The sequence below is a fragment of the Actinokineospora spheciospongiae genome, assembly GCF_003182415.1.
In the GTDB taxonomy this organism is placed as follows: Bacteria; Actinomycetota; Actinomycetes; order Mycobacteriales; family Pseudonocardiaceae; genus Actinokineospora; species Actinokineospora spheciospongiae.
This window is the reverse complement of record NZ_QHCP01000004.1, coordinates 1-19,995: the sequence shown is the minus strand read 5'-3', so window position 1 is coordinate 19,995 and position 19,995 is coordinate 1. Positions and strand designations below refer to the sequence as shown.

General features: G+C 73.4%; 19 protein-coding genes and 1 rRNA gene. 10 read left to right on the top strand and 10 right to left on the bottom strand.

Going from position 1 to position 19,995, the window contains the following annotated elements; translation table 11 throughout:
* Nucleotides 1–4: 4 nt before the first annotated feature.
* Nucleotides 5–3,907, bottom strand: coding sequence for an ATP-dependent RNA helicase HrpA (gene hrpA / locus DFQ13_RS11260; protein ID WP_110079764.1), 3,903 nt, complete (start codon nt 3,905–3,907; stop codon nt 5–7).
* A 110-nt stretch (nt 3,908–4,017) separates the two neighbouring features.
* Between hrpA and DFQ13_RS11255 the strand changes: the two genes are divergently transcribed.
* The 5 genes from DFQ13_RS11255 to DFQ13_RS33740 all read left to right on the top strand — a co-directional run bounded on the left by DFQ13_RS11255 (nt 4,018) and on the right by DFQ13_RS33740 (nt 9,316).
* Complete coding sequence (locus DFQ13_RS11255; protein ID WP_110079763.1) at nt 4,018–4,725, top strand: response regulator transcription factor; 708 nt, start codon at nt 4,018–4,020, stop codon at nt 4,723–4,725.
* Entirely contained in the window at nt 4,722–5,741 is a 1,020-nt protein-coding gene (locus DFQ13_RS11250) for a HAMP domain-containing sensor histidine kinase (protein WP_035281272.1), read from the top strand. The genes DFQ13_RS11255 and DFQ13_RS11250 overlap by 4 nt, the downstream gene beginning before the upstream one ends.
* Before the next feature lie 99 nt (nt 5,742–5,840).
* Nucleotides 5,841–7,403 (top strand): DUF4153 domain-containing protein, encoded by a 1,563-nt coding sequence (locus DFQ13_RS11245; protein ID WP_110079762.1) that lies wholly within the window; start codon nt 5,841–5,843, stop codon nt 7,401–7,403.
* Nucleotides 7,404–7,428: 25 nt separating this feature from the next.
* Nucleotides 7,429–8,649, top strand: a complete 1,221-nt coding sequence (locus tag DFQ13_RS11240; protein ID WP_181399928.1) for an FAD-dependent oxidoreductase — start codon at nt 7,429–7,431, stop codon at nt 8,647–8,649.
* Nucleotides 8,650–8,761: 112 nt separating this feature from the next.
* Nucleotides 8,762–9,316 carry a DUF6319 family protein gene (locus DFQ13_RS33740; protein WP_181399927.1) on the top strand — a complete coding sequence of 185 codons (555 nt, stop codon included), beginning with the start codon at nt 8,762–8,764 and terminating at the stop codon, nt 9,314–9,316.
* A 145-nt stretch (nt 9,317–9,461) separates the two neighbouring features.
* On the opposite strand, the gene DFQ13_RS11230 is transcribed toward DFQ13_RS33740, so the two are convergent.
* Nucleotides 9,462–10,235, bottom strand: coding sequence for an enoyl-CoA hydratase/isomerase family protein (locus tag DFQ13_RS11230; protein WP_035281277.1), 774 nt, complete (start codon nt 10,233–10,235; stop codon nt 9,462–9,464).
* A gap of 214 nt (nt 10,236–10,449) precedes the next feature.
* Between DFQ13_RS11230 and DFQ13_RS11225 the strand changes: the two genes are divergently transcribed.
* Together DFQ13_RS11225 and DFQ13_RS11220 are read left to right on the top strand one after the other, a co-directional pair.
* Nucleotides 10,450–11,862: an SDR family NAD(P)-dependent oxidoreductase gene (locus tag DFQ13_RS11225; protein WP_035281296.1), complete on the top strand. Its 1,413-nt coding sequence runs from the start codon at nt 10,450–10,452 to the stop codon at nt 11,860–11,862.
* Nucleotides 11,863–11,994: 132 nt separating this feature from the next.
* Nucleotides 11,995–12,315: a hypothetical protein gene (locus DFQ13_RS11220; RefSeq protein WP_035281279.1), complete on the top strand. Its 321-nt coding sequence runs from the start codon at nt 11,995–11,997 to the stop codon at nt 12,313–12,315.
* On the opposite strand, the gene DFQ13_RS11215 is transcribed toward DFQ13_RS11220, so the two are convergent.
* From DFQ13_RS11215 to DFQ13_RS11205, 3 genes are read right to left on the bottom strand one after another with little or no spacing between them, the layout of a single operon-like run.
* A complete protein-coding gene (locus tag DFQ13_RS11215) occupies nt 12,299–12,724 on the bottom strand; it encodes a response regulator (protein ID WP_035281299.1) in 426 nt (141 codons plus the stop codon). The two genes, DFQ13_RS11220 and DFQ13_RS11215, sit on opposite strands and share 17 nt — an antisense overlap.
* Before the next feature lie 14 nt (nt 12,725–12,738).
* A complete protein-coding gene (locus DFQ13_RS11210) occupies nt 12,739–14,316 on the bottom strand; it encodes a sensor histidine kinase (RefSeq protein WP_110079760.1) in 1,578 nt (525 codons plus the stop codon).
* Nucleotides 14,306–15,505: a PP2C family protein-serine/threonine phosphatase gene (locus DFQ13_RS11205; RefSeq protein WP_035281281.1), complete on the bottom strand. Its 1,200-nt coding sequence runs from the start codon at nt 15,503–15,505 to the stop codon at nt 14,306–14,308. Before DFQ13_RS11205 ends, DFQ13_RS11210 begins: the two co-directional genes overlap by 11 nt.
* Before the next feature lie 251 nt (nt 15,506–15,756).
* Between DFQ13_RS11205 and DFQ13_RS11200 the strand changes: the two genes are divergently transcribed.
* Nucleotides 15,757–15,909, top strand: a complete 153-nt coding sequence (locus DFQ13_RS11200; protein WP_181399926.1) for a hypothetical protein — start codon at nt 15,757–15,759, stop codon at nt 15,907–15,909.
* 76 nt (nt 15,910–15,985) lie between these two features.
* Here the strand turns inward: DFQ13_RS11200 and DFQ13_RS11195 are convergent, their stop codons facing one another.
* From DFQ13_RS11195 to DFQ13_RS11185, 3 genes are all read right to left on the bottom strand, one after another.
* Complete coding sequence (locus DFQ13_RS11195) at nt 15,986–16,378, bottom strand: SRPBCC family protein (RefSeq protein ID WP_035281283.1); 393 nt, start codon at nt 16,376–16,378, stop codon at nt 15,986–15,988.
* Nucleotides 16,378–16,797, bottom strand: coding sequence for a hypothetical protein (locus tag DFQ13_RS11190; protein ID WP_181399925.1), 420 nt, complete (start codon nt 16,795–16,797; stop codon nt 16,378–16,380). The genes DFQ13_RS11195 and DFQ13_RS11190 overlap by 1 nt, the downstream gene beginning before the upstream one ends.
* A 72-nt stretch (nt 16,798–16,869) precedes the next feature.
* Complete coding sequence (locus DFQ13_RS11185; RefSeq protein WP_035281286.1) at nt 16,870–17,172, bottom strand: hypothetical protein; 303 nt, start codon at nt 17,170–17,172, stop codon at nt 16,870–16,872.
* A gap of 144 nt (nt 17,173–17,316) precedes the next feature.
* Here DFQ13_RS11185 and DFQ13_RS11180 point away from each other — a divergent pair, with 144 nt between their 5' ends.
* Nucleotides 17,317–18,636, top strand: coding sequence for an NAD(P)/FAD-dependent oxidoreductase (locus DFQ13_RS11180; protein ID WP_110079757.1), 1,320 nt, complete (start codon nt 17,317–17,319; stop codon nt 18,634–18,636).
* Between the two features lie 38 nt (nt 18,637–18,674).
* On the opposite strand, the gene DFQ13_RS11175 is transcribed toward DFQ13_RS11180, so the two are convergent.
* On the bottom strand, nt 18,675–19,076 hold the full coding sequence (locus DFQ13_RS11175; RefSeq protein ID WP_110079756.1) for a hypothetical protein: 402 nt from the start codon (nt 19,074–19,076) through the stop codon (nt 18,675–18,677).
* Between the two features lie 132 nt (nt 19,077–19,208).
* Between DFQ13_RS11175 and DFQ13_RS11170 the strand changes: the two genes are divergently transcribed.
* Nucleotides 19,209–19,823 (top strand): alpha-ketoglutarate-dependent dioxygenase AlkB, encoded by a 615-nt coding sequence (locus tag DFQ13_RS11170; protein ID WP_110080133.1) that lies wholly within the window; start codon nt 19,209–19,211, stop codon nt 19,821–19,823.
* A 79-nt stretch (nt 19,824–19,902) separates the two neighbouring features.
* Here the strand turns inward: DFQ13_RS11170 and rrf are convergent.
* Nucleotides 19,903–19,995, bottom strand: a 5S ribosomal RNA gene (gene rrf / locus DFQ13_RS11165); the annotation flags it as partial.

Genomic DNA, 19,995 nt, shown 5'->3' with positions numbered 1-19,995 from the left:
CCTCTCAGGGGATGAGCGCGGCGATCGCCTTCTGCACGCGCTTGTCCGAGATGGACCCGGCGCTGCCGAGCGTCTGGGCGAAGTAGCTGACCCGCAGTTCCTCGATCATCCACTTCACCGCCCGCACCTCCTCGGTGTCGCGCGCCGCGGGGTGCCGCTGCTGGACGGCGTCGTGGTAGGCGTCCTCCAGGTCCTGCACGGTGTGCATCCACGCCGTGTCCCGGTCCGGGCGCTCGGGGAGCTTGTCCAGGCGGCGGTCGACGCCGCGCAGGTAGCGCTCCAGGTGCGGGAGGCGGGCGACGCCGGTGGCGGTGATGAAGCCGGGGAAGACCAGGCCCGCGAGCTGTTCGCGGATGTCGGCCAGCGGTTCGACGAAGATCGGGCCGCGGGTGGTCCCCAGGCGCCGCTCCACGTCGTTCCACGCCTGCACGACCTTGCGGGCGGCGTCGAGGACCTCGACCACCGTGGCGTTGAGGCGGGTGCGGACGTGTTCGCGCAGGCGGGTGAAGCCCGCCTCGGTCCACGCCGGGCCGCCCGCCTGGGCGATGAGGTGGTCGGCCGCGGCGTCGACGCAGTCGGCCAGCAGGGCCGGGACGCCGCCGTGCGGGTTGTGCGACAGGGCGAGCTTGGCCTGGTTGGACAGGGAGCGGACCACGTGCTTGGTCGGGGACGCGACGTTGAGCAGCACCAGCTTGCGGGTGCCGGTCCACATCGCCGCCCGCTGCTCGACCGCCGTGTCGAGCATCCGGACCGCGACCGTGGCGCCCTCGTCGACCAGGGCCGGGTAGGCGGTGACGACCAGGCCGTTCTGCTCGGTGCGGGCGACCTTGGGCAGGGTGCCGATGGTCCAGGAGGTCAGGCCCCGGCGGGCGAGGTCGACCGTCGCCGCGGTCAGCGACTCGCGGAGCTGGGACTTGAGCTGCTGTTTCAGCGCGCCGAGGTCCTTGCCGGTGGCCAGGGTCTTGTCCCCGTCGACGACCTGGAAGGTGGTCTTGAGGTGGGCGGGGACGGCGTCGAGCTGCCAGGCGTCGCGCGGGATGAGGACACCGGTGAGGGCGCGCAGTTCGCGGCCGACGGCGTCGGGGAGGGATTCCTCGGTGGGGGCGAGCTTGCGCACCACCGCCTTGGCGAAGTCGGGCACCGGGACGAAGTTGCGGCGCAGCGGCTTGGGCAGCGACCGGATGAGCGCGGTCACGACCTCCTCGCGCAGCCCGGGCACCTGCACCGACAGGGCGTCGCCGTTGAGCTGGTTGAGCACCGCGATGGGCACCCGGGCGGTGACGCCGTCGTCGTCGCGGCCGGGTTCGAAGCGGTAGCTCAGCGGCAGGGTCAGGCCGTGCTGCCGCAACGCGTCCGGGAACGCGTCCTCGTCCACGTCGACGCTGTCGTTGACCAGCATGGCCTTGGTGAAGGTCAGCAGGTCCGGGTGCTCGTGCCTGGTCTTCTTCCACCACGAGTCGAAGTGCCGCCCGGACACGACCTCGGCGGGGACGCGCTCGTCGTAGAAGCGGAACAGGGTCTCGTCGTCGACGACGATGTCGCGGCGGCGGAAGCGGTGTTCGAGGTCCTCGACCTCGTCGAGCAGCTTGCGGTTGTCGCGGAAGAAGTGGTGGCGGGTCTGCCAGTCGCCTTCGACGAGCGCGTGCCGGATGAACAGGTCGCGCGACAGCTCCGGGTCGATGCGCCCGTACTGGACCTTGCGGGAGACCACGATCGGCAGCCCGTAGAGCGTCACCCGCTCCATCGCCACCACCGAGCCCTGCTTGGCCTCCCAGTGCGGTTCGCTGTGGTTGCGGCGCACCAGGTGCTCGGCGATCGGTTCGATCCACTCGGGTTCGATCCGGGCGGCGATGCGCCCCCACAGCCGCGAGGTCTCCACCAGCTCGGCCGCCATCACCCAGCGCGGCGGCTTCTTGAACAGCGCCGACCCGGGGAACACGGCGAACTTGGCGTTGCGGGCGCCGACGTACTCCTTGCCCGCCGGGTCGCGGAAACCGATGTGCGACAACAGGCCCGACAGCAGTGACATGTGCACGTTGCGCGGCTCGGCGGGCGTCTCGTTCGGGGTGATGCCCAGTTGCTTGGCGACCTGGCGGAGCTGGCTGTGGATGTCCTGCCACTCGCGGATGCGCAGGTAGTTCAGGAACTCCGCCTTGCACTCGCGGCGGAACCTGTTGCTGGACAGCTCCCTCTGCCGCTCGCGCAGGTGGTTCCACAGGTTGAGGTAGCTGATGAAGTCGGAGTCCGGGTCGGCGAAGCGGGCGTGCTTCTCCGCAGCGGCCTGCTGCTTGTCCTGCGGCCGTTCGCGCGGGTCCTGGATGGACAGCGCGGCGGCGATGACCATGACCTCGGCCAGGCAGCCGTTCTTGTCGGCCTCGATGACCATGCGGGCCAGCCGGGGGTCGACGGGCAACTGGGCGAGCTGGCGGCCCAGCGGGGTCAGCCGCTTGGCCGGGTCGGTCTGCGCCGGGTCGAGGGCACCGAGTTCGTGCAGCAACTGGGTGCCGTCGGCGATGTGGCGCTTGTCCGGGGGTTCGATGAACGGGAAGTCGACCATCTCGCCGAGGTCGGCGGCGGCCATCTGCAGGATGACCGAGGCGAGGTTGGTGCGCAGGATCTCCGGGTCGGTGAACTCCGGGCGGGCGAGGAAGTCGTCCTCGCTGTAGAGCCGGATGCAGATGCCGTCGGAGGTGCGCCCGCAGCGGCCCTTGCGCTGGTTGGCCGAGGCCTGCGAGACCGCCTCGATGGGCAGGCGCTGGACCTTGAGCCGGTTGCTGTAGCGGGAGATGCGCGCGGTGCCCGGGTCGACGACGTACTTGATGCCGGGCACGGTCAGCGACGTCTCGGCGACGTTCGTGGCGAGCACGACCCGCCTGCCGGTGTGCGGCTGGAACACCCGGTGCTGCTCGGCCGAGGACAGCCGCGCGTACAGCGGCAGGACCTCGGTGTTGCGCAGGTTCGCCGCGTTCAGAGCGTCGGCGGTGTCGCGGATCTCGCGCTCACCGGACAGGAACACCAGCACGTCGCCCGGCCCCTCGGCCGACAGCTCCTCGACCGCTTCGACGATGCCCTGGGTCTGGTCGCGGTCCGGGTCGGCGTCGGGGTCCTCGGGGTCGACCAGCGGCCGGTAGCGGACCTCGACCGGGAAGGTGCGCCCGGAGACCTCGACGATCGGGGCGTCGCCGAAGTGCCGGGAGAACCGCTCCGGGTCGATGGTCGCCGAGGTGATGACGACCTTGAGGTCCGGGCGCCTGGGCAGCAGCCTGGCCAGGTAGCCGAGCAGGAAGTCGATGTTGAGGCTGCGCTCGTGCGCCTCGTCGATGATGATCGTGTCGTACTGGGCCAGCAGCCGGTCGTGCTGGATCTCGGCCAGCAGGATGCCGTCGGTCATGATCTTGACCAGGGTGCGGTCGCCGACCTGGTCGGTGAACCGGACCTTCCAGCCGACGGTCTCCCCCAGCGGCGTGCCGATCTCCTCGGCCACCCGCTCGGCCACCGTGCGCGCGGCGATCCGCCTCGGCTGGGTGTGCCCGATCAGCCCGGTGACCCCGCGGCCCAGTTCCAGGCACATCTTCGGGATCTGGGTGGTCTTGCCCGACCCGGTCTCCCCGGCGACGATCACCACCTGGTTGTCCCGGATCGCGGCGAGGATGTCCTCGCGGCGCTGGGTGACCGGCAGTTCCTCCGGGTACTTCAGCGGCGGCAGCGACGACCGCCGCAGCTCCACCCGCCGGACCGCGGCCTCGACCTCCTCGGCGACCCTGGCCAGGGTGGCCGCGCGGCGGGCGGGGTCGCGGGTCTTGCGCAGCCCGTCGAGCCTGCGGCCCAGCCTGCGCTGGTCGCGGAGCATCAGCTCGGGCAGGCGCGCGCGCAGGTCGGCCTGGTTCGGGGTGGTGTCGGCGCTCATTTGCTCCCCAGCCTAGGCAACGCCGGGCGGCGTTCTCATCCGAGTTACCTCCACAGAACGTTCACACGCTCCGACGCCTTCCCGCACGGACCCCGCTTAGAGTCCGTGACATGGGGACAGGCACGGGACCGCGGCGGAAGGTGCTGGTGGTCGAGGACGACCCCACGATCGCGGAGTCCATCGCGGCGCGGCTGCGCGCCGAGGGGTTCGACGTGGAGCTGGCCCACGACGGCCCGGCCGGGGTCGCCTCGGCCGCCGCGCACCGCCCGGACCTGCTGGTGCTGGACGTGATGCTGCCCGGGTTCGACGGGCTGGAGGTGTGCCGCCGGGTGCAGGCGGCGCGGCCGGTGCCGGTGCTGATGCTCACCGCCCGCGACGACGAGACCGACCTGCTGGTGGGCCTGGGCGTGGGCGCCGACGACTACATGACCAAGCCGTTCTCCCCGCGCGAGCTGACCGCCAGGGTGCACGCCCTGCTGCGCCGGGTGGAGCGCGCCGCCACCACGACCGAACCGGTGCTGGTGGTGGGCGACCTGGAGGTCGACTCGGCGCAGCGGCGGGTGCGGCGAGGCGGTGTCGAGGCGCACCTGACCCCGATCGAGTTCGAGCTGCTGGCCCACCTGGCGGCCCGGCCGCGCGCGGTGCAGCCCAGGGAGCGGCTGCTGGCCGAGATCTGGGGCTGGGGCGAGGCGGCGGGCACCCGCACGGTCGACAGCCACGTCAAGGCGCTGCGCCGCAAGCTGGGCGCCGACCTGATCCGCACGGTCCACGGCGTGGGCTACGCGCTGGAGATCCCGATGAGCGAGGTGCCCGCGTGACCGCCCTGAACACCCTGGCCGACTGGCTGCCGCGCCCGCTGGACCCGGTGCGCTCGATCAAGCTCAAGATCGGCATCCTGCTGGTGGCCTCGGGCTGCGCCGCGTTCGCCTGGTTCTGGTGGAACATCGGCTGGCTGCCGCCGACCACCTCGATCACCGCGATCCTCGGCGCGGTGATCACCTCGCAGATCCTGGCCCACGGCATGACCAGGCCGCTGCGGGAGATGACCGCGGCGGCGCGGGCGATGGCCCGGGGGGACTACTCGCGCCGGGTCCGGGTGACCGCCCGCGACGAGGTGGGCGAGCTGGGCCGGGCGTTCAACCAGATGAGCACCGACCTGGCCGAGGCCGACCGCAGCCGCCGCGAGCTGATCGCCAACGTCTCCCACGAGCTGCGCACCCCGATCGCGGCGCTGCGCGCGGTGCTGGAGAACGTCGTCGACGGGGTCAGCGAGCCCGACCCGGCCACCATGCGCACCGCGCTGGCGCAGGCGGAGCGGCTGGGCAGGCTGGTGACCGAGCTGCTGGACTTGTCCCGCATCGACGCGGGTGTGCACGCGCTCGACCGCGAGGAGGTCGAGGTGGCGCCGCTGCTGGCCGAGGTCGTGGCCGAGGCGGAGGTCAACGCGGCGGCCACCGGGCGCGCGGTCGTGTTCCGCACCTCGGTCTCCCCCACCGCCGCGACCGTGCGCGCCGACCGCGAGCGCCTGCACCAGGTGCTGGTGAACCTGCTCGACAACGCGGTGCGGCACGGCCCGGCCGACGGGGAGGTGCGGGTGCTGGCCTCGGCCGGTCCCGCCGGGCTGCTGCTGGAGGTCGCCGACGACGGGCCGGGCATCGCCGAGGCCGAGCGGGACCTGGTGTTCCGCCGGTTCAGCCGGGGCGAGCGCGCCACCGGCGGCGGCACCGGCCTCGGCCTGGCCATCGCCCGCTGGGTGGTGGAGCTGCACGGCGGCAGCATCGCCGTGGTCGACGGCGACCGCGGCTGCCGCATCCGGGTCACCCTGCCCGCCTGAGCGGCACCGCTCGACCTGATCCCAAGACCGCGAGAGCACACCCCGGGCCACGCCCACGGGTGCCGTGACCGACCCCTGAGCACACCCTGGAGTCCCCGCATGCCCGGACCGACACCCACCGACCCTTCCCCCGCTGCCGCATCCGCTGCGACGGCCGCGCAGGCACCGCCGACCGCGCAGCCGGTGCTCACCCGGCCGTGGCCGCCGCCGGGGTCGTGGGCGGCCGAGCACTGGGTCCGGCGCTCGCCCGCCGCGTCGAGGACCGTCCTGCTCCTGGTGGGGGCGGTCGCCGCCGTCGGGGCGTCGGTGCTGCCGCTGGACCGGCCCGGGGTGGGGTGGACCGTGGCCGCACTGGGGGTGGCCACGGCCCTCCTCACCGCGGGCGGGCGCGTCCGGGCCGACTGGCGGTGGCTGCTGCTGGGCGCGGCGCTGATGACCGTGCCGACCCTGCGGGCCGCGCACTGGCTGACCGCGCTGTGCGTGCTCGGCGCCTGCGTGGCCGTGGCGCTGTCGGTGACCGGCGGGCGGACCGTGCGCGAGCTGGTGTTCGGTGTGGTCGTGCTGTGGGCGGGCGCGGTGCGGGCACTGCCCTGGGCGAGCGCGGGCCTGCGCGCGCTGCGCCGGGGTGGTTCCCGGGTGCGGGTGCTGCGCACGGTGGCGCTGGGCCTGCTGGTGCTGGTGGTGTTCGGGTCGCTGCTGGCCAGTGCCGACGCCGCGTTCGCCGACCTGTTCGAGGCGCTCATCCCGCAGTTGGACCTGGCCGCCGGGGTGCGCTGGGTGTGGGTGTTCGCGGTGCTGGGCCTGGTCGTGCTGGGCGGCTGCTACCTGCTCGACTCCCCCGCCGGGCTGCCGGAACCCGCCTCGGGTCCGGCTGGGCGGCGGGCCGCGGTGGTGGAGTGGGCCGGGCCGGTGGGGGTGCTGGTGCTGCTGTTCACCGGGTTCGTCGCGGTGCAGCTACGGGTGCTCTTCGGCGGCGGCGAGCACGTGCTGCGCACCACCGGTCTGACCTACGCCGAGTACGCCAGGGGCGGCTTCTGGCAGCTTCTGGTCGTGACCGTGCTGACCCTGGCCGTGGTCGGGATCGCCGCCCGGGTGGCGCCACGCGAGACCGCCGTCGAGCGCGGGTGGCTGCGCGCACTGCTCGGCGGGTTGGTGGTGCTGACCCTGGTGATCGTCGCCTCCGCGCTGGTGCGGATGTGGACCTACCAGCAGACCTACGGCTTCACCGTGCTGCGGTTGCAGGTCGAGGTGGTGGAGCTGTGGCTGGGGCTGGTGTGCCTGCTGGTGCTCGTGGCCGGGGCGCGGCTGCGGGCGGGCTGGCTGCCGGGCGCGGTGCTGGTCTCGGCGCTGCTGGCGGTGTTCGGCGTCGGCCTGCTCGACCCGGAGCGGTTCGTCGCCGAGCGCAACGTGGCCCGCTACGCCGAAACCGGCAACCTCGACCTGGTCTACCTGAGCAGGCTCTCCCCCGACGCCGTGCCCGCGCTGGCGGAGCTGCCCGAGTACCAATGGGCCTGCGTGCTCAACGGGCACCGGGAGGCGCTGTCGGCCTCCTACGGCCCGGCCGAGACGGTGACCGGGTGGAACCTGGGTCGGGCGCGGGCGCGCGAGGTGCTGGCGGGTACCGATCCGGCGTCGTTCCCGCACTGCCGTCCGGCGCGGTGAGACCGGGGCTCCTACCGTTGGCGGCGTGAGCAGCGAGGTGGAGACGGTCATCGTCGGGGCGGGGTTGGCCGGGCTGGCGGCGGCGGTGACGCTCACCCGGGCCGGGCGCGAGGTCGTCGTGCTGGAGGCGGGTGAGGCCCCGGGCGGGCGGGTGCGCACCGACGCGGTGGACGGGGTGCTGCTCGACCGCGGGTTCCAGGTGTTCAACGCCGCCTACCCGGCCGCCCGGGACCTGCTCGACGTCGAGGCGCTGGGGCTGCGGCCGTTCCTGCCCGGCGCCCTGGTCAGCGACGACGACGGGCTGCACCTGGTGGCCGACCCGCGGCGCGAGCCCGCCCGGCTGGCCGCCACGCTGCGCGCCCCGATCGGCTCGCTGCCGCGCAAGGCGCTGCTGGGCGCCTACGCCGCCGCGGTGGCCGCCGCCCCGCCCGCCACCCTGCGCGGCCGCGACGACCGGCCGCTGCGGCAGCGGCTGGCCGAGTACGGCATCACCGGCCCGGTGCTGGAGCGGTTCCTGCGGCCGTTCCTGGCCGGGGTGTTCCTCGACCCGGAGCTGACCGTGCCGACCCGGTTCGCCGAGTTCGTGCTGCGCAGCTTCGCCCGCGGCGCCATCGGGGTGCCCGCGGCGGGGATGCGGGCCATCCCCGACCAGCTCGCCGCGCGGCTGCCCGCGGGTGCGGTCAAGTACAGCTTCCCGATCACCGAGGTGGTGCCCGGCCGGGTCACCGGCGACTTCGGCGCGGTCACCGCCAGGCACGTCGTCGTCGCCACCGGCGGCCCCACCGCGCACCGGCTGCTCCCCGACCGGTTGCCCGAGGTCCGCACGCGCGGCTGCGTCACCCACTACCACCTGGCCGACGTGGCGCCGGTCGCCGAGGCGGCGCTGGTGCTGGAGGCCGCCGGGCGCGGCCCGCTGACCAACAGCGTCGTGCTCACCAACGCCAACCCGGACTACGCCCCGGGCCGGGTGCTGGTGTCGTCCACGTCCGTCGGCGACGAGGACCCGGGCGAGGAGGCGGTGCGGGCGCACCTGGCCCGGCTCTACCACCGCGACACCTCCGCGTGGCGGCCGGTACGGTCTTACCGGATACCCGAGGCGCTGCCGGTGTCCGGGAGCCCGCTGCGGCGACCGGTGTCCATCGGCGACCGGCTGTACGTGTGCGGCGACCACCGGGACACGCCGTCGATCCAGGGCGCGTTGGTCTCCGGTCGGCGAACGGCGAAAGCGGTGCTGACCGCGCGCTGAGCAGCGCCCAAGCGGTGGCCCGCGCCGACCCGCCCGGCCGCCCCGGTGATCCGCTCCAACCGAACTAGTGTTCTAATGCGCGTTCACCACGTGCCCTGAGAGGGAGTCGATCGTGTCCACCGAGACCGGTGTCGAGACCGTGACCACACCAGCCGAGCCCGCCCCGGCCACCACCCCCGCGACCAGCACCGCGGCGCCCACCCCGACGACCGCCGCCGCGGTCGTGCCCGCCACGCCGCAGGCCCCCGCGACCGAGCCGGAGGACCAGTCCGGCGACCGGGCCGAGGACGCGGCGCAGGACAAGCCCGCCGACGCGCCCACTGCCCAGCCCGCTGACAAGCCCGCCCCGGCGAAGAAGCCGAAGGCGACCCGCGCCGCGAGCACCGCCAAGAAGACCCGCACCGTCGAGCTGACCCTCACCGTCACCGGCACCGCCGAGGGCGAGTGGCAGGCCGAGCTGACCCAGGGCGGCAAGCGGATGATGCAGGGCGTCAGCGTGGCCGCCGCCGCGGTGTCGCGCGCCGCCGCCGAACTGCACGAGGACATCGCCAAGGCCATCGAGACCGTGCTGGACGCCGCGCGCGAGCAGCACCGGGCTCGGATGGAGGAGCTGGAGGCGGAGCTGGCCAAGGTCAAGGCCGCGCTGTCGGACCTGCAGGACAACTGAGCCCGCGGCCTCCCGGGCGGCGGCTCGACCGCAGGCGCCGCGGCAGGTCGTTTCCGCTCACCACCGGGCCGGGAGGTCGCCGTGGCGCGCTGCGCCGGGCGCCCACCCGGCCCGGTGCCGTTCCGGGACCGGGGTTCGGTGGGGGTCAGCGGCCGTGGAAGGTGGCTTTGCCCGGGCCTTCGGTGAGGAAGGAGCGGACGGCGCCGCGCAGGTCCTCGGTGTCGAACAGGTCGGCGGCGATGGCGGTGACGTGCTGGTTCGCCTCGGGGACCCCGCCCGCCTCGAAGTGGCGCAGGATTTCCTTGGTGGCCGCGTGCGCCCTGGTCGGGCCCTGGGCGAGGCGGTCGGCGTAGGCGAGGGCCGCCTCGGCGAAACCCGCGTCGGGGAGGACCCGGTTGACCACGTTCCAGCGCTCCAGCACCGCCGCCGGGTAGCGGTCGCCGGTCATGACGAACTCCTTGGCGCGGCCGACGCCCGCGCGGGCGGCGAGGCGTTGGGTGCCGCCCATGGTGGGGGTGAGGCCGATGACGTTCTCGACCAGGCCGAACGAGGCCTTCTCGGCGGCGAGCAGGATGTCGCAGGCGACCGCGACCTCGAACGCCCAGGTGAGGCAGAGGGCGTGGGCGGCGAAGACGGTGGGGCAGGGCAGGGCGGCGACCCGCTCGGGCAGGTCGAGCATGGTGTCGAACAGCCGCTGCGCGTCCTCGCGGGTGGCCTGGGCGTCGAACAGGGACACGTCCACGCCCCCGCTGACGAGCTTGCCCTCGGCGCGGAAGAGCACCGCGCGGGGCTGGTCGGCCTCGACGCGGGTGAGGACGGCGGCGAACTCCTCCTGGAGGTCGGCGGTGTAGAGGTTCAGCGGCGGCGAGGCCACCGTGACCACGGCGACCGACCCGACGCGCTCCAGACCCACACCCACGACGCACTCCCAGCTCCGTTGCGATGGACCCGGCCCATTGTGCCGCCCGGGGCCTCACCCACCGGTGCGATCCGGGTCACCCGAACGGGCCTTCTAGAGTGGTAGGCCGCACGCGCGAGCACGGAGTGGGGACATGACAGCCGAAACAGTGGCCGACACGGTGGCAGGGGAAGTTCAACCGGAGCACGACCACCCCGGCATCGCCCCGGAGCGGATGGCGGCCTGCCTGGCCGTGCTGGCCGAGGTGAACGAACTGCCCACCGAGCACCCGGACGCGGTGGCGATCCGGCGAGCCACCGCCGGGGTGTTCAAGTCGGTGAAGCAGCGGCGCAAGTCGGCGCGGCGGGCGGCGGTGACGGAGAACGACCGGCGGATCACCGAGGCGACCGCCACCGGGTCCCCGCAGCGCATCGACGACGAGACCCAGGGCATCCCGCTGGTGTCGAACACCCCGGGGGCCACCGCCGGGACGCTGCTGCGCGCCCGCGCCTGCTACACCTGCAAGCGCCGCTACCACGAGGTCGACGCGTTCTACCACCAGCTTTGCCCGGGGTGCGCGGAGCTGAACCGCTCGCGCCGCGACGCCCGCACCGACCTCACCGGCAGGCGGGCGCTGCTGACCGGTGGCCGGGCGAAGATCGGCATGTACATCGCGCTGCGGCTGCTGCGCGACGGCGCGCACACCACCATCACCACCCGCTTCCCCAACGACGCCGTGCGCCGCTTCGCCGCGATGCCCGACGCCGGGGACTGGCTGCACCGGTTGCGCATCGTCGGGGTCGACCTGCGCGACCCGGCCCAGGTGGTCGACCTGGCCGACGCGGTGGCCGCGGCGGGCCCGCTGGACGTCCTGATCAACAACGCCGCGCAGACCGTGCGCCGCTCCCCCGGCTCCTACGCGCTGCTGGCCGAGGCGGAGTCCGCGCCGCCGCCGGACGGCCCGCGGCCGGAGGTGATCAGCATGGGCCGCACCTCCGACGCGCACCCGGCGGCGCTGGCCGGGGCGGTCGGGTCCACCGACTGGCGGGCGATGGACGCGCACACCATGACCGCGCTGGCGTTGACCGCCGGTTCCGCCACCCCCGACCGGATCGCGGCGAACACCGCGATCGACGCGGGCGGGCTGGTGCCGGACCTGCACGCGGTCAACAGCTGGACCCAGCGGGTGCACGAGGTCGACGCGATGGAGCTGCTGGAGGTGCAGCTCTGCAACCAGACCGCGCCGTTCATCCTCATCAGCAGGCTGCGCCCGGTGATGGCCGCCGCGGCGGCTCGGCGCAAGTACGTGGTGAACGTGTCCGCGATGGAGGGCCAGTTCTCCCGCGCCTACAAGGGCCCCGGCCACCCGCACACCAACATGGCCAAGGCGGCGCTGAACATGCTGACCCGCACCAGCGCCCAGGAGATGCTGACCGCCGACGGCATCCTGATGACCGCGGTCGACACCGGCTGGATCACCGACGAGCGCCCGCACCCGACGAAGATGCGCCTCGCCGACGAGGGCTTCCACGCCCCGCTGGACCTCGTCGACGGCGCCGCCAGGGTGTACGACCCGATCGTCCGCGGTGAACTCGGCGAGGACGTCTTCGGCTGCTTCCTCAAGGACTACGCGCCCTCGCCGTGGTGAGCGGGAACCCGCTGGGCGTCGAGGACCACAACCGATCCGCCGTCGCCCGCCCGGGTGGCGTGAGAAGCGGTGGAGTGGGTACTCCACCCCCACAGCCGTGACGCGGTCGCGGGTGATCGGGAGGCGGGGGCGATGCGGGGTTACGTGGTCGAGGCTGTGCTCTCGGCGGCGGGTGCCGCCGGAGCCCTGACCGTGGGCCTGCGCACCGACACCACCTTCTGGACCGTGGTGGGCGCGCTGCTCGCCGCGGTGGCCCTGGCCTGCCTGGTCACCTCGGTGCGGATGAAGCTCACCGGCACCACCGACCCGCGGGTCCCCCGGCCGCGGCGGCTGCGACGGCCGAGGGGCAGCGGGCTGGACGCCGTGCCGCCCGCCCCCACCGTCCGCCGCTTCCCGCGCCGCACCAGGCGCAACCCCGGTGACCGGATCAAACCGCCTAGCGGGGCAGCTTGACCACGGTGACGAAGAATTCGTCAATTTTGCGGATGACCTCGATGAAGCGGTCGAAGTCCACCGGCTTGGTCACGTAGGCGTTCGCGTGCAACTGGTAGCTGCGCAGTATGTCCTCTTCGGCCTCGGACGTGGTCAGCACGACCACCGGGATGAGGCGCAGCGCGGCGTCGGCCTTGATCTCGGCGAGGACCTGGCGGCCGTCGAACCGGGGCAGGTTGAGGTCGAGCAGGATCAGGTCCGGGCGCGGGGCGCCCTCGTACTGGCCCTCCCGGCGCAGGAACTGCACGGCCTGCTCGCCGTCGCGCACCACGTGCAGCTGGTTGCGGATCTTGTAGTGCTCGAAGGCCTCACGGGTCATCAGCACGTCGCCGTCGTCGTCCTCGACGAGCAGGACATCGATGATCTTCATGGCGCTGGGCTCGGTCACGGGTTCTCGGCTTTCCCGGGGGCGTCCCCCGTGTGGTGTGCGGCCGCCAGCCTAGCCGGGTCCGGCTTGGGCAGGGTGAAGCGCAGTCGGGTGCCGCGCTCGACCTGCTCCACCCCGATGCGGCCGCCGTGGTGCTCGACGATCTTGCGGCACATCGCCAGGCCGATGCCGGTGCCGGGGTAGGCGTCCTTGGTGTGCAGGCGCTGGAAGATGACGAACACCCGCTCGGCGAACTCCGGCCGGATGCCGATGCCGTTGTCGGTCACCGCCACCGCGTACTCCTCGCCCTCGTCCCGGGCCTCCACCCGCACGTGCGGCGGGTCCTCGCCGCGGAACTTGATCGCGTTGCCGATGAGGTTGCGGAACACCCCGGTCAGCAGCGGCCCCTCCCCCAGCACGGTCGGCAGCGGCCCGACCTCGACCACCGCGCCCGACTCCTCGATCGCCGGACCCAGGTCGGCCACGGCCAGCGCGGCCACCGCACCCAGGTCCACCGGCGCGGGCTCGCGGTCCTGGCTGCCCACGCGGCTGAACGCCAACAGGTCGTTGACCTGCCCCTGCATCCGCCGGGCGCCGTCCGCGGCGAACCCGAGGTACTGGTCGGCCCGCTCGTCGAACTGCCCCCGGTACCGGCGTTCGAGGAGTTGGCAGAAACCGGCGCCCTTGCGCAGCGGCTCCCGCAGGTCGTGCGAGGCGACGTAGGCGAACTGCTCCAGCTCGGAGTTCGACCGCCTGAGCTCCCCGGTGCGCAGGTCCAGTTCGGCGTTGACGGCCCGCTGCGCCGCGACCTCGGCGACGATCCGCCGCCGCATGGAGTCCACGTCGTCGGACAACCCGGTGACCTCGCGTGGCCCGCCCACCGGCAGCGGCCGGGCGAAGTCGTCGTCGGCGACCACCCGCCGCACGCCTGCCGCCAACCGGGCGACCGGACCGGCCACCACCACCCGCACCCCCGCGGTGACCGCCACGAACGCCGCCAGCAGCACGACCGCGACCAGCACGCACACGGCCACCAGCGACGACGCCGCGTCCGACAGCGCCGCCCGCCCCGCCTCCCTGGCGGCGCCCAGCGTCCACTGCAACCCGTCCACGGCGGCCCGCACCCGGTCGAAGGCGGCCTTGCCCCCGGCCACCGCGGCGGCGTCGACGGACCCGCCCGACCCCAGCCGCGCCACCGCCGGGTCGGCGTGGGCCACCCGCCACCGCCCCGCCTCGGCGACCACCCGGTCCAGCGCGGCCCGCGCCTCGGGGAGCCCGGCGACGAGCCCGCGCAGCACCGACACCGCCGCCTCGGCCCGACCGACCCCCGAGGTGAACGGCTCCAGGGAACCGGGGTGGGCGGTCAGCGCGTAACCGCGTACCCCGGTCTCCTGGTCGACCAGGGCCGTGTCGAGCCGCAACGCCTCCCGCAGGGCGGGGTCGACCCGATCGACCAGGTCTTCCCGGGCGCGGTCGAGGTCGGCGATCGCCCGCGCCCCGGCGGTGGACCCACCGGCGAACACCACCACCAGCACCAGCACCGCCACCGCGACCCACCGGCGCAGCGACCACCGCGTCGCCCGCTCAGCCCCCATGGCCGGGCGGGGGGTCCTGGTCGACCCGGCTGATCAGGAGCGCGGCCACGTCGTCGACCAGGTCGCCCTGGTTGAGCACCCTGGCGCGCTGGATCAGGTCCTCCAGCAGCGTGGCCCGCCACCCGGGGCCCGCGCTGGACAGCTCGCCGACCAGCTCGGCCAGCCGCTCCACGCCCAACCGCTCGGACGTGTCGCCCATCCGGCCCTCGATCAGCCCGTCGGTGTAGAGCACCACCGACCACCGGTCGCCCAGCTCCACCGTCGCCGAGGCCCACGCCGCCTTGGCCCGCACCCCCAGCGGCACCCCGATCGGCGCCGAGAGCAGACCGGGGCCGCCCGGGGTCAGCAGCACCGGCGGCGGGTGACCGGCCAGCCGCAGCTCGGCGGTGCGCCGGTCGGCGGCGATGGACAGCACGCACATGGTGGCGAACAGGCCGTCGAGGTGCCGTTCGTGCAGCAGGATGCGCTGCATGGTCGCCAGCACCTCGTCCAGCGGGCGGTCGGCCATGACCAGCGCGCGCCAGGCCACCCGTAGGTGCACCCCCAGCGCGGCCTCGTCCGGGCCGTGGCCGCAGACGTCGCCGATCATCACGTGCACGGTGCCGTCCTCGACCTGCACCACGTCGTAGAAGTCGCCGCCGAGCTGCATCCGCTGCCTGCCCGGCCGGTACTGCGGCACCACCTGCAACCGGTCGTCGGACAGCACCGGCGACGGCAGCAGCCCGCGTTCGAGCCTGGCCTTCTCCGAGGCGTAGACCCGCTCCTGGTGCAGTTGCCGCTGGATCTCGTCGCTGCGCACCCGCTCCACCGCGTAGCGGATCACCCTGGTCAGCAGGTCGCCGTCGACCTGCCCCTTGACCAGGTAGTCCTGCGCGCCCGCGGCCACCGCGGCGATGCCCTGCTGCTCGTCGGCCAACCCGGTGAGCACCACCACGGCCACCTCACCGCCGTTGGCCTGCTCCAGTTGGCGCACCGCCTGCAACCCGCTCGCGTCGGGCAGGCCCAGGTCCAGCAGCACGCAGTCCTGGCCGTCGAGCAGCGCCACCGCCTCGCCGACGGTGTGCGCCCTGGTCAACCGGATCGGGGCGGCGGCTTCCTCCAGCAGGGCCTCGACGAGGAGGGCGTCCCCCGCGTCGTCCTCCACCAGGAGCACCCGAACCAGGTCCTGGGTCGCCAGGACTGCATCCATTTCCACCTGCTCCACGGTGTCCGACGCGCTGCGTCCGGGTATGTCGTGCGGCGATGTTACGGGAGCGGCCGTCACGTTCCAGGGACACGCCGGGACACGATCAACACAACACCCCCCGCCGGGACCCGGGGGACCCCGAGCGCGGCGGGGCCGCGTCGGTCGAAGGCAAGCTGCTCACCAGCACACCGTACTGATTGGGCGGGCGCGGAGCTGGGTACCTCTCCGGAAAGAGAAGACGAAGGAGAACTCGCATGGCAGGCCTGTTGAACCGCATCAAGGCATTCCTCAGCGGCCCCAAGGGGCGGGCGATGATGGACAAGGCCAGGCAGGCGGCGCAGGACCCGCGCAACCAGCAGCGGGCCAAGGCAGCCGTCGCCAAGCTCCGCAACGGCCGTCGCCGCTGAGGACCCCACACCACCCCGAAAACCGCTGCCGGTCGAAGACCGGCAGCGGTTTTCGCTGTCCAGCGGGTGGACGGCCTTACGGCTCCAGGATTCCGCGCACGTGCTCAAGGGTCGCGTCGAGGCCCCGCACCACCTCGTCACCACCGTGCGGGGAGTGCAGTTCGAGGTCGACGATCGACCGGTTCTGGTCCGGGGTCACCTGGAGCTTGCCGCGGTAGTCGCCGTGCTCCTCCGAACCCCACTCGATGCTGTTGTTGGTCCGGTCCACCCGGAACCACGCCTCGCCCTCGACCTCCTTGCCGTCGAGGTCGGCGCTGACCTGCACCGCGTCCGGGTTCTTCTGCCCGCCCACCGGCTTCGCCGAGTCCAGGCGGTCGAAGTACTCCGGCAGGTTCTTCACGTCGGACAGGTAGTTGAACACGCGGTCGGAACCGGCGTTGAGGGTGACGGACCTCTTGTAGGTGGGCATCAGCTCTCCTGTGCGTCGTTCGGGGTGGCTTCGTGGTGGGCTTCGCCGTGCGTGCGGCGGTCTTCCTTCATCGCCGCTTCCGCCAGGTGGCGCCGACCGCCGGTGAGGTCGTCGCGGACCTGGCGCTCGAGGGCGCGGAAGGCGTCGTAGTAGACGTCCTCGTACTCCTCGATCACCTGGAAGGTCCACCGTCCTTCGAGGACGTTGCGACCGACCAGCTCGCGGCGCAGCAGCTCGGCCTGCTCGCGGTGCCCCGCCTTCTCCAGCAGGTCCACCGCCTCACCCAGGGCCAGGTCGGCCGAACCGGTCAACTGGTGGAAGGAGTACAGGTGACCGCGGGCGCGCTCGATGGTCTCCAGCGCCTCGGTGACCCTGCCGACCGCCTCGACGGTGGCCTCGTCCGGGGATGTTGTGCTCACTCCACTTGGACTACCCGGACCGGGGCGGTCCCACACCTGCCGATCACCACCCCGGTGACCGCCGTGCACCCCTCAGAGCCTGCGGTCCAGGTGGTCGCGGGCGCGCACCAGGGCCGTGGTCGCCGACCGCGGGTCACCGCCGCGCAGGAACGCCCTCGCGTCGGCGACGGCCTCGGCCGCGGGCAGCACGAGGCAGGTGTCGCCGGTGGCCGCGGTCCGCGCCAGCGCGCCGAGCAGCGCGTCGGCCACGTCCACCAGGGTCGGGGCGGCGACCGGCGGGGTGAGGGCGGTCAGCGCGGACGCCACCGCCAGCCGCAGGTCGAGCCCCGGGGACGGGGAACCGGGGAAGGGAATCCTGTCAAGCTGCCGTGTCATAGGTCACTCCTAGGCTTTTTCGTGAGCCTGCTCCCTCCTGGGCGGGAAACCGAGCCCTGGCGGGCTGGTCCACCCGAGTAGGTGACGTTTGCCCGTCCCGGCGCGGGGAAGCCGCCCCGGAGATCCGACTCCTGGAGGAGCACCATGCGCGTGGTTGTGGTCGGCGGCGGGTACGTGGGCATGTACGCGGCCCGCCACCTGCAACGCGAACTCGGGCCCGGGGAGGCGACCGTGACGGTCATCGACCCGGAGTCAGCCATGACCTACCAGCCGTTCCTGCCGGAGGCGGCCGCGGGCAACGTCGAACCCCGGCACGTGGTGGTGGCGCTGCGCGAGGTGCTGCGCGGCTGCCACGTCGTCGCCGGGCGGGTCACCGACGTCGACCCGCTGGCCAAGACCGTCACCGCCGACCTGGCCGACGGCAGCACCGAGGAAGTCCCCTACGACCACCTGGTGCTCGCCCCCGGCTCGATCTCCAAGACGCTGCCGATCCCCGGCCTGGCCGAGCGCGCCACCGGCTTCAAGAGCCTCGGCGAGGCCATCGGCCTGCGCAACCAGGTCCTGTCCACACTGGACGCCGCCAACGACTGCACCGACCCGGCCCGCAGGCGCGCCCTGCTGTCCTACGTCTTCGTCGGCGGCGGGTACGCCGGGGTGGAGGCCATGGCCGAGTTGCAGGACCTCGCCCGCTACGCCACCCGCTTCCACGACAACGTCGAGCCGTCCGACCTGAGCTGGACCCTGGTCGAGGCCATGGACCGGATCATGCCCGAGGTCAGCGCCGACCTGGGCGAGTACACCGTCGCCAAGCTGCGCGAGCGCGACATCGCTGTTCGCACCGGCACCCAGCTCAAGTCGGTGGTCGACGGGCACGTGGTGCTCTCCGACGGCACCGAGTTCGACGCCGACACCGTCGTCTGGACCGCGGGCGTGGCGCCGCACCCGCTGCTGCGCGGCAGCGGCCTGCCGCTGGACGAGAAGGGCCGGGTCCTCTGCGACGCCACCCTGCGGGTGCACGGGCACCCGGAGGTCTTCGCGGGCGGCGACAGCGCGGCGGTCCCGGACCTGGCGGCCGAGGAACCCGGGGCGTTCTGCCCGCCCTCGGCCCAGCACGCCGTGCGGCAGGGGAAGCTGCTGGGCGCCAACGTCCTCGCCGCCCTGCGCGACCAGCCGCTGCGGGAGTACCGGCACCGCAACGCGGGCTCGGTGGCCAGCCTGGGGCTCTACCGCGGGGTGGCGCAGGTCTACGGGGTGAAGCTGACCGGCTTGCCCGCCTGGCTCATGCACCGCGCCTACCACCTCGCCACCATGCCCACCGCGGGCCGCAAGGCGCGGATCGTGGCGGACTGGGTGCTGGCGGCGCTGTTCCCCCGGCAGGTCGCCTCGCTCGGCGAGCTGCGCGAACCCCGCGCCGAGTTCGAACTGGCGACCAGGGCGGCGCAGCAGGGCAGGCACGCGCGTTGACCGCCTGCCGGGTCGGGACCGGCCGGGGGAGGTGCGGACTAGCGCAGGTCGTCGGCGGCGGCGTGCCGGGGCACGGGGAGCGGCGGGAGGTCGTGCAGGACGCGGGCGGCCTCGGTGAGGAGCACCCCGGCGGAGTCCAGGTCCCCGGCGCCCAGCGCGGTGATCGCGGCGCGGACGGCGGCGACCTGGGGGGCGACCTGACAGGTCTCGCCGCACGCGGCGGTCCAGGCCAGGCCGGTCACCAACGCCTGCGCGGTGGTCTCGGCGCCGTCGGTGCCCAGTCCGGACAGGGCGGTGTCGATCGCCGCGCGCAGGCGCAGACCCGGGCGCACGGGCGCGGGGCGGGGCAGCGGCGGTCGGCGCGCGGGGGTGCGGCTGGACTCGACAGCCAGGTTGGGGCTGGTCGGGTTCAGCGGGAGATGGGCACGTGTGGTGGCCACGGGAAACCTCGGTTCTCCGGACAAGCGGTTCCGGCAGCGGGGAGTACCACGGGTCGCCGGGGTTCAAACGCGAAATCCGGTGGCACCCGCGGAGTGGAACACGTGTTCGACGCCTCGTGTACGGTGCCGGGCATGTCGTCGGGGTTCCAGGGATCGCTGTGGGACAGCTCGGCCGAACCCGAGCTGGGTGACCTCACCCGGGCCCGCCGCGTCGACCTGGCGCACGGCGCCTGGGTCGACCTGCTGCCCGACTACCTCAGCGGCGCCGACACCCTGTACGAACACCTCGTGACCGGGGTCCCCTGGGTGGCAGAACGCCGCCAGATGTACGACGCGGTGGTCGACGTCCCCCGCCTGCTCAGCTTCTACAACGCCGACAAGCCACTCCCCCACCGTGTTCTGACCCGGGCGCGGACCGCCCTCAGCGGTCACTACGGGGAAGCCTTCACCACTGCCGGTCTCTGCTTCTACCGGGATGGTCGTGACAGCGTGGCGTGGCACGGCGACACCATCGGCCGGGGCGCGCACAGCGACACGTTCGTCGCCATCCTCTCCGTCGGCGCCCCCAGGCCGCTGCTGCTGCGACCGCGAGAGGGTGGTGAAAGCCTCCGCTTCCCGGTCGGTCACGGGGACCTGCTGGTGATGGGGGGTTCCTGCCAGCGCACCTGGGAGCACGCCATTCCGAAGACGACCCGTCCGGTCGGCCCGCGCATCAGCATCCAATTCCGCCCGCACGACGTCCGCTGATCTCGCAATCGGGTGCTGGACGCAAAAAAAGCCCCAGGCCCGAGAAACGTGGTTTCTCGGGCCTGGGGCCTCAATTTTAGTCCGGCGGCGTCCTACTCTCCCACACCCTCACGAGTGCAGTACCATCGGCGCTGGCAGGCTTAGCTTCCGGGTTCGGGATGGGACCGGGCGT

Coding starts and splice junctions, on each gene's coding strand:
- DFQ13_RS11185 (WP_035281286.1), bottom strand. CDS start 17,172: ATGACACGGCAGCTTGACAGGATTCCCTTCCCCGGTTCCCCGTCCCCG.
- DFQ13_RS11195 (WP_035281283.1), bottom strand. CDS start 16,378: ATGCCCACCTACAAGAGGTCCGTCACCCTCAACGCCGGTTCCGACCGC.
- DFQ13_RS11245 (WP_110079762.1), top strand. CDS start 5,841: ATGCCCGGACCGACACCCACCGACCCTTCCCCCGCTGCCGCATCCGCT.
- DFQ13_RS11215 (WP_035281299.1), bottom strand. CDS start 12,724: ATGAAGATCATCGATGTCCTGCTCGTCGAGGACGACGACGGCGACGTG.
- DFQ13_RS11200 (WP_181399926.1), top strand. CDS start 15,757: ATGGCAGGCCTGTTGAACCGCATCAAGGCATTCCTCAGCGGCCCCAAG.
- DFQ13_RS11180 (WP_110079757.1), top strand. CDS start 17,317: ATGCGCGTGGTTGTGGTCGGCGGCGGGTACGTGGGCATGTACGCGGCC.
- DFQ13_RS11255 (WP_110079763.1), top strand. CDS start 4,018: ATGGGGACAGGCACGGGACCGCGGCGGAAGGTGCTGGTGGTCGAGGAC.
- DFQ13_RS11220 (WP_035281279.1), top strand. CDS start 11,995: ATGCGGGGTTACGTGGTCGAGGCTGTGCTCTCGGCGGCGGGTGCCGCC.
- DFQ13_RS11210 (WP_110079760.1), bottom strand. CDS start 14,316: ATGGGGGCTGAGCGGGCGACGCGGTGGTCGCTGCGCCGGTGGGTCGCG.
- DFQ13_RS11170 (WP_110080133.1), top strand. CDS start 19,209: ATGTCGTCGGGGTTCCAGGGATCGCTGTGGGACAGCTCGGCCGAACCC.
- DFQ13_RS11225 (WP_035281296.1), top strand. CDS start 10,450: ATGGCGGCCTGCCTGGCCGTGCTGGCCGAGGTGAACGAACTGCCCACC.
- hrpA (WP_110079764.1), bottom strand. CDS start 3,907: ATGAGCGCCGACACCACCCCGAACCAGGCCGACCTGCGCGCGCGCCTG.
- DFQ13_RS11205 (WP_035281281.1), bottom strand. CDS start 15,505: ATGGATGCAGTCCTGGCGACCCAGGACCTGGTTCGGGTGCTCCTGGTG.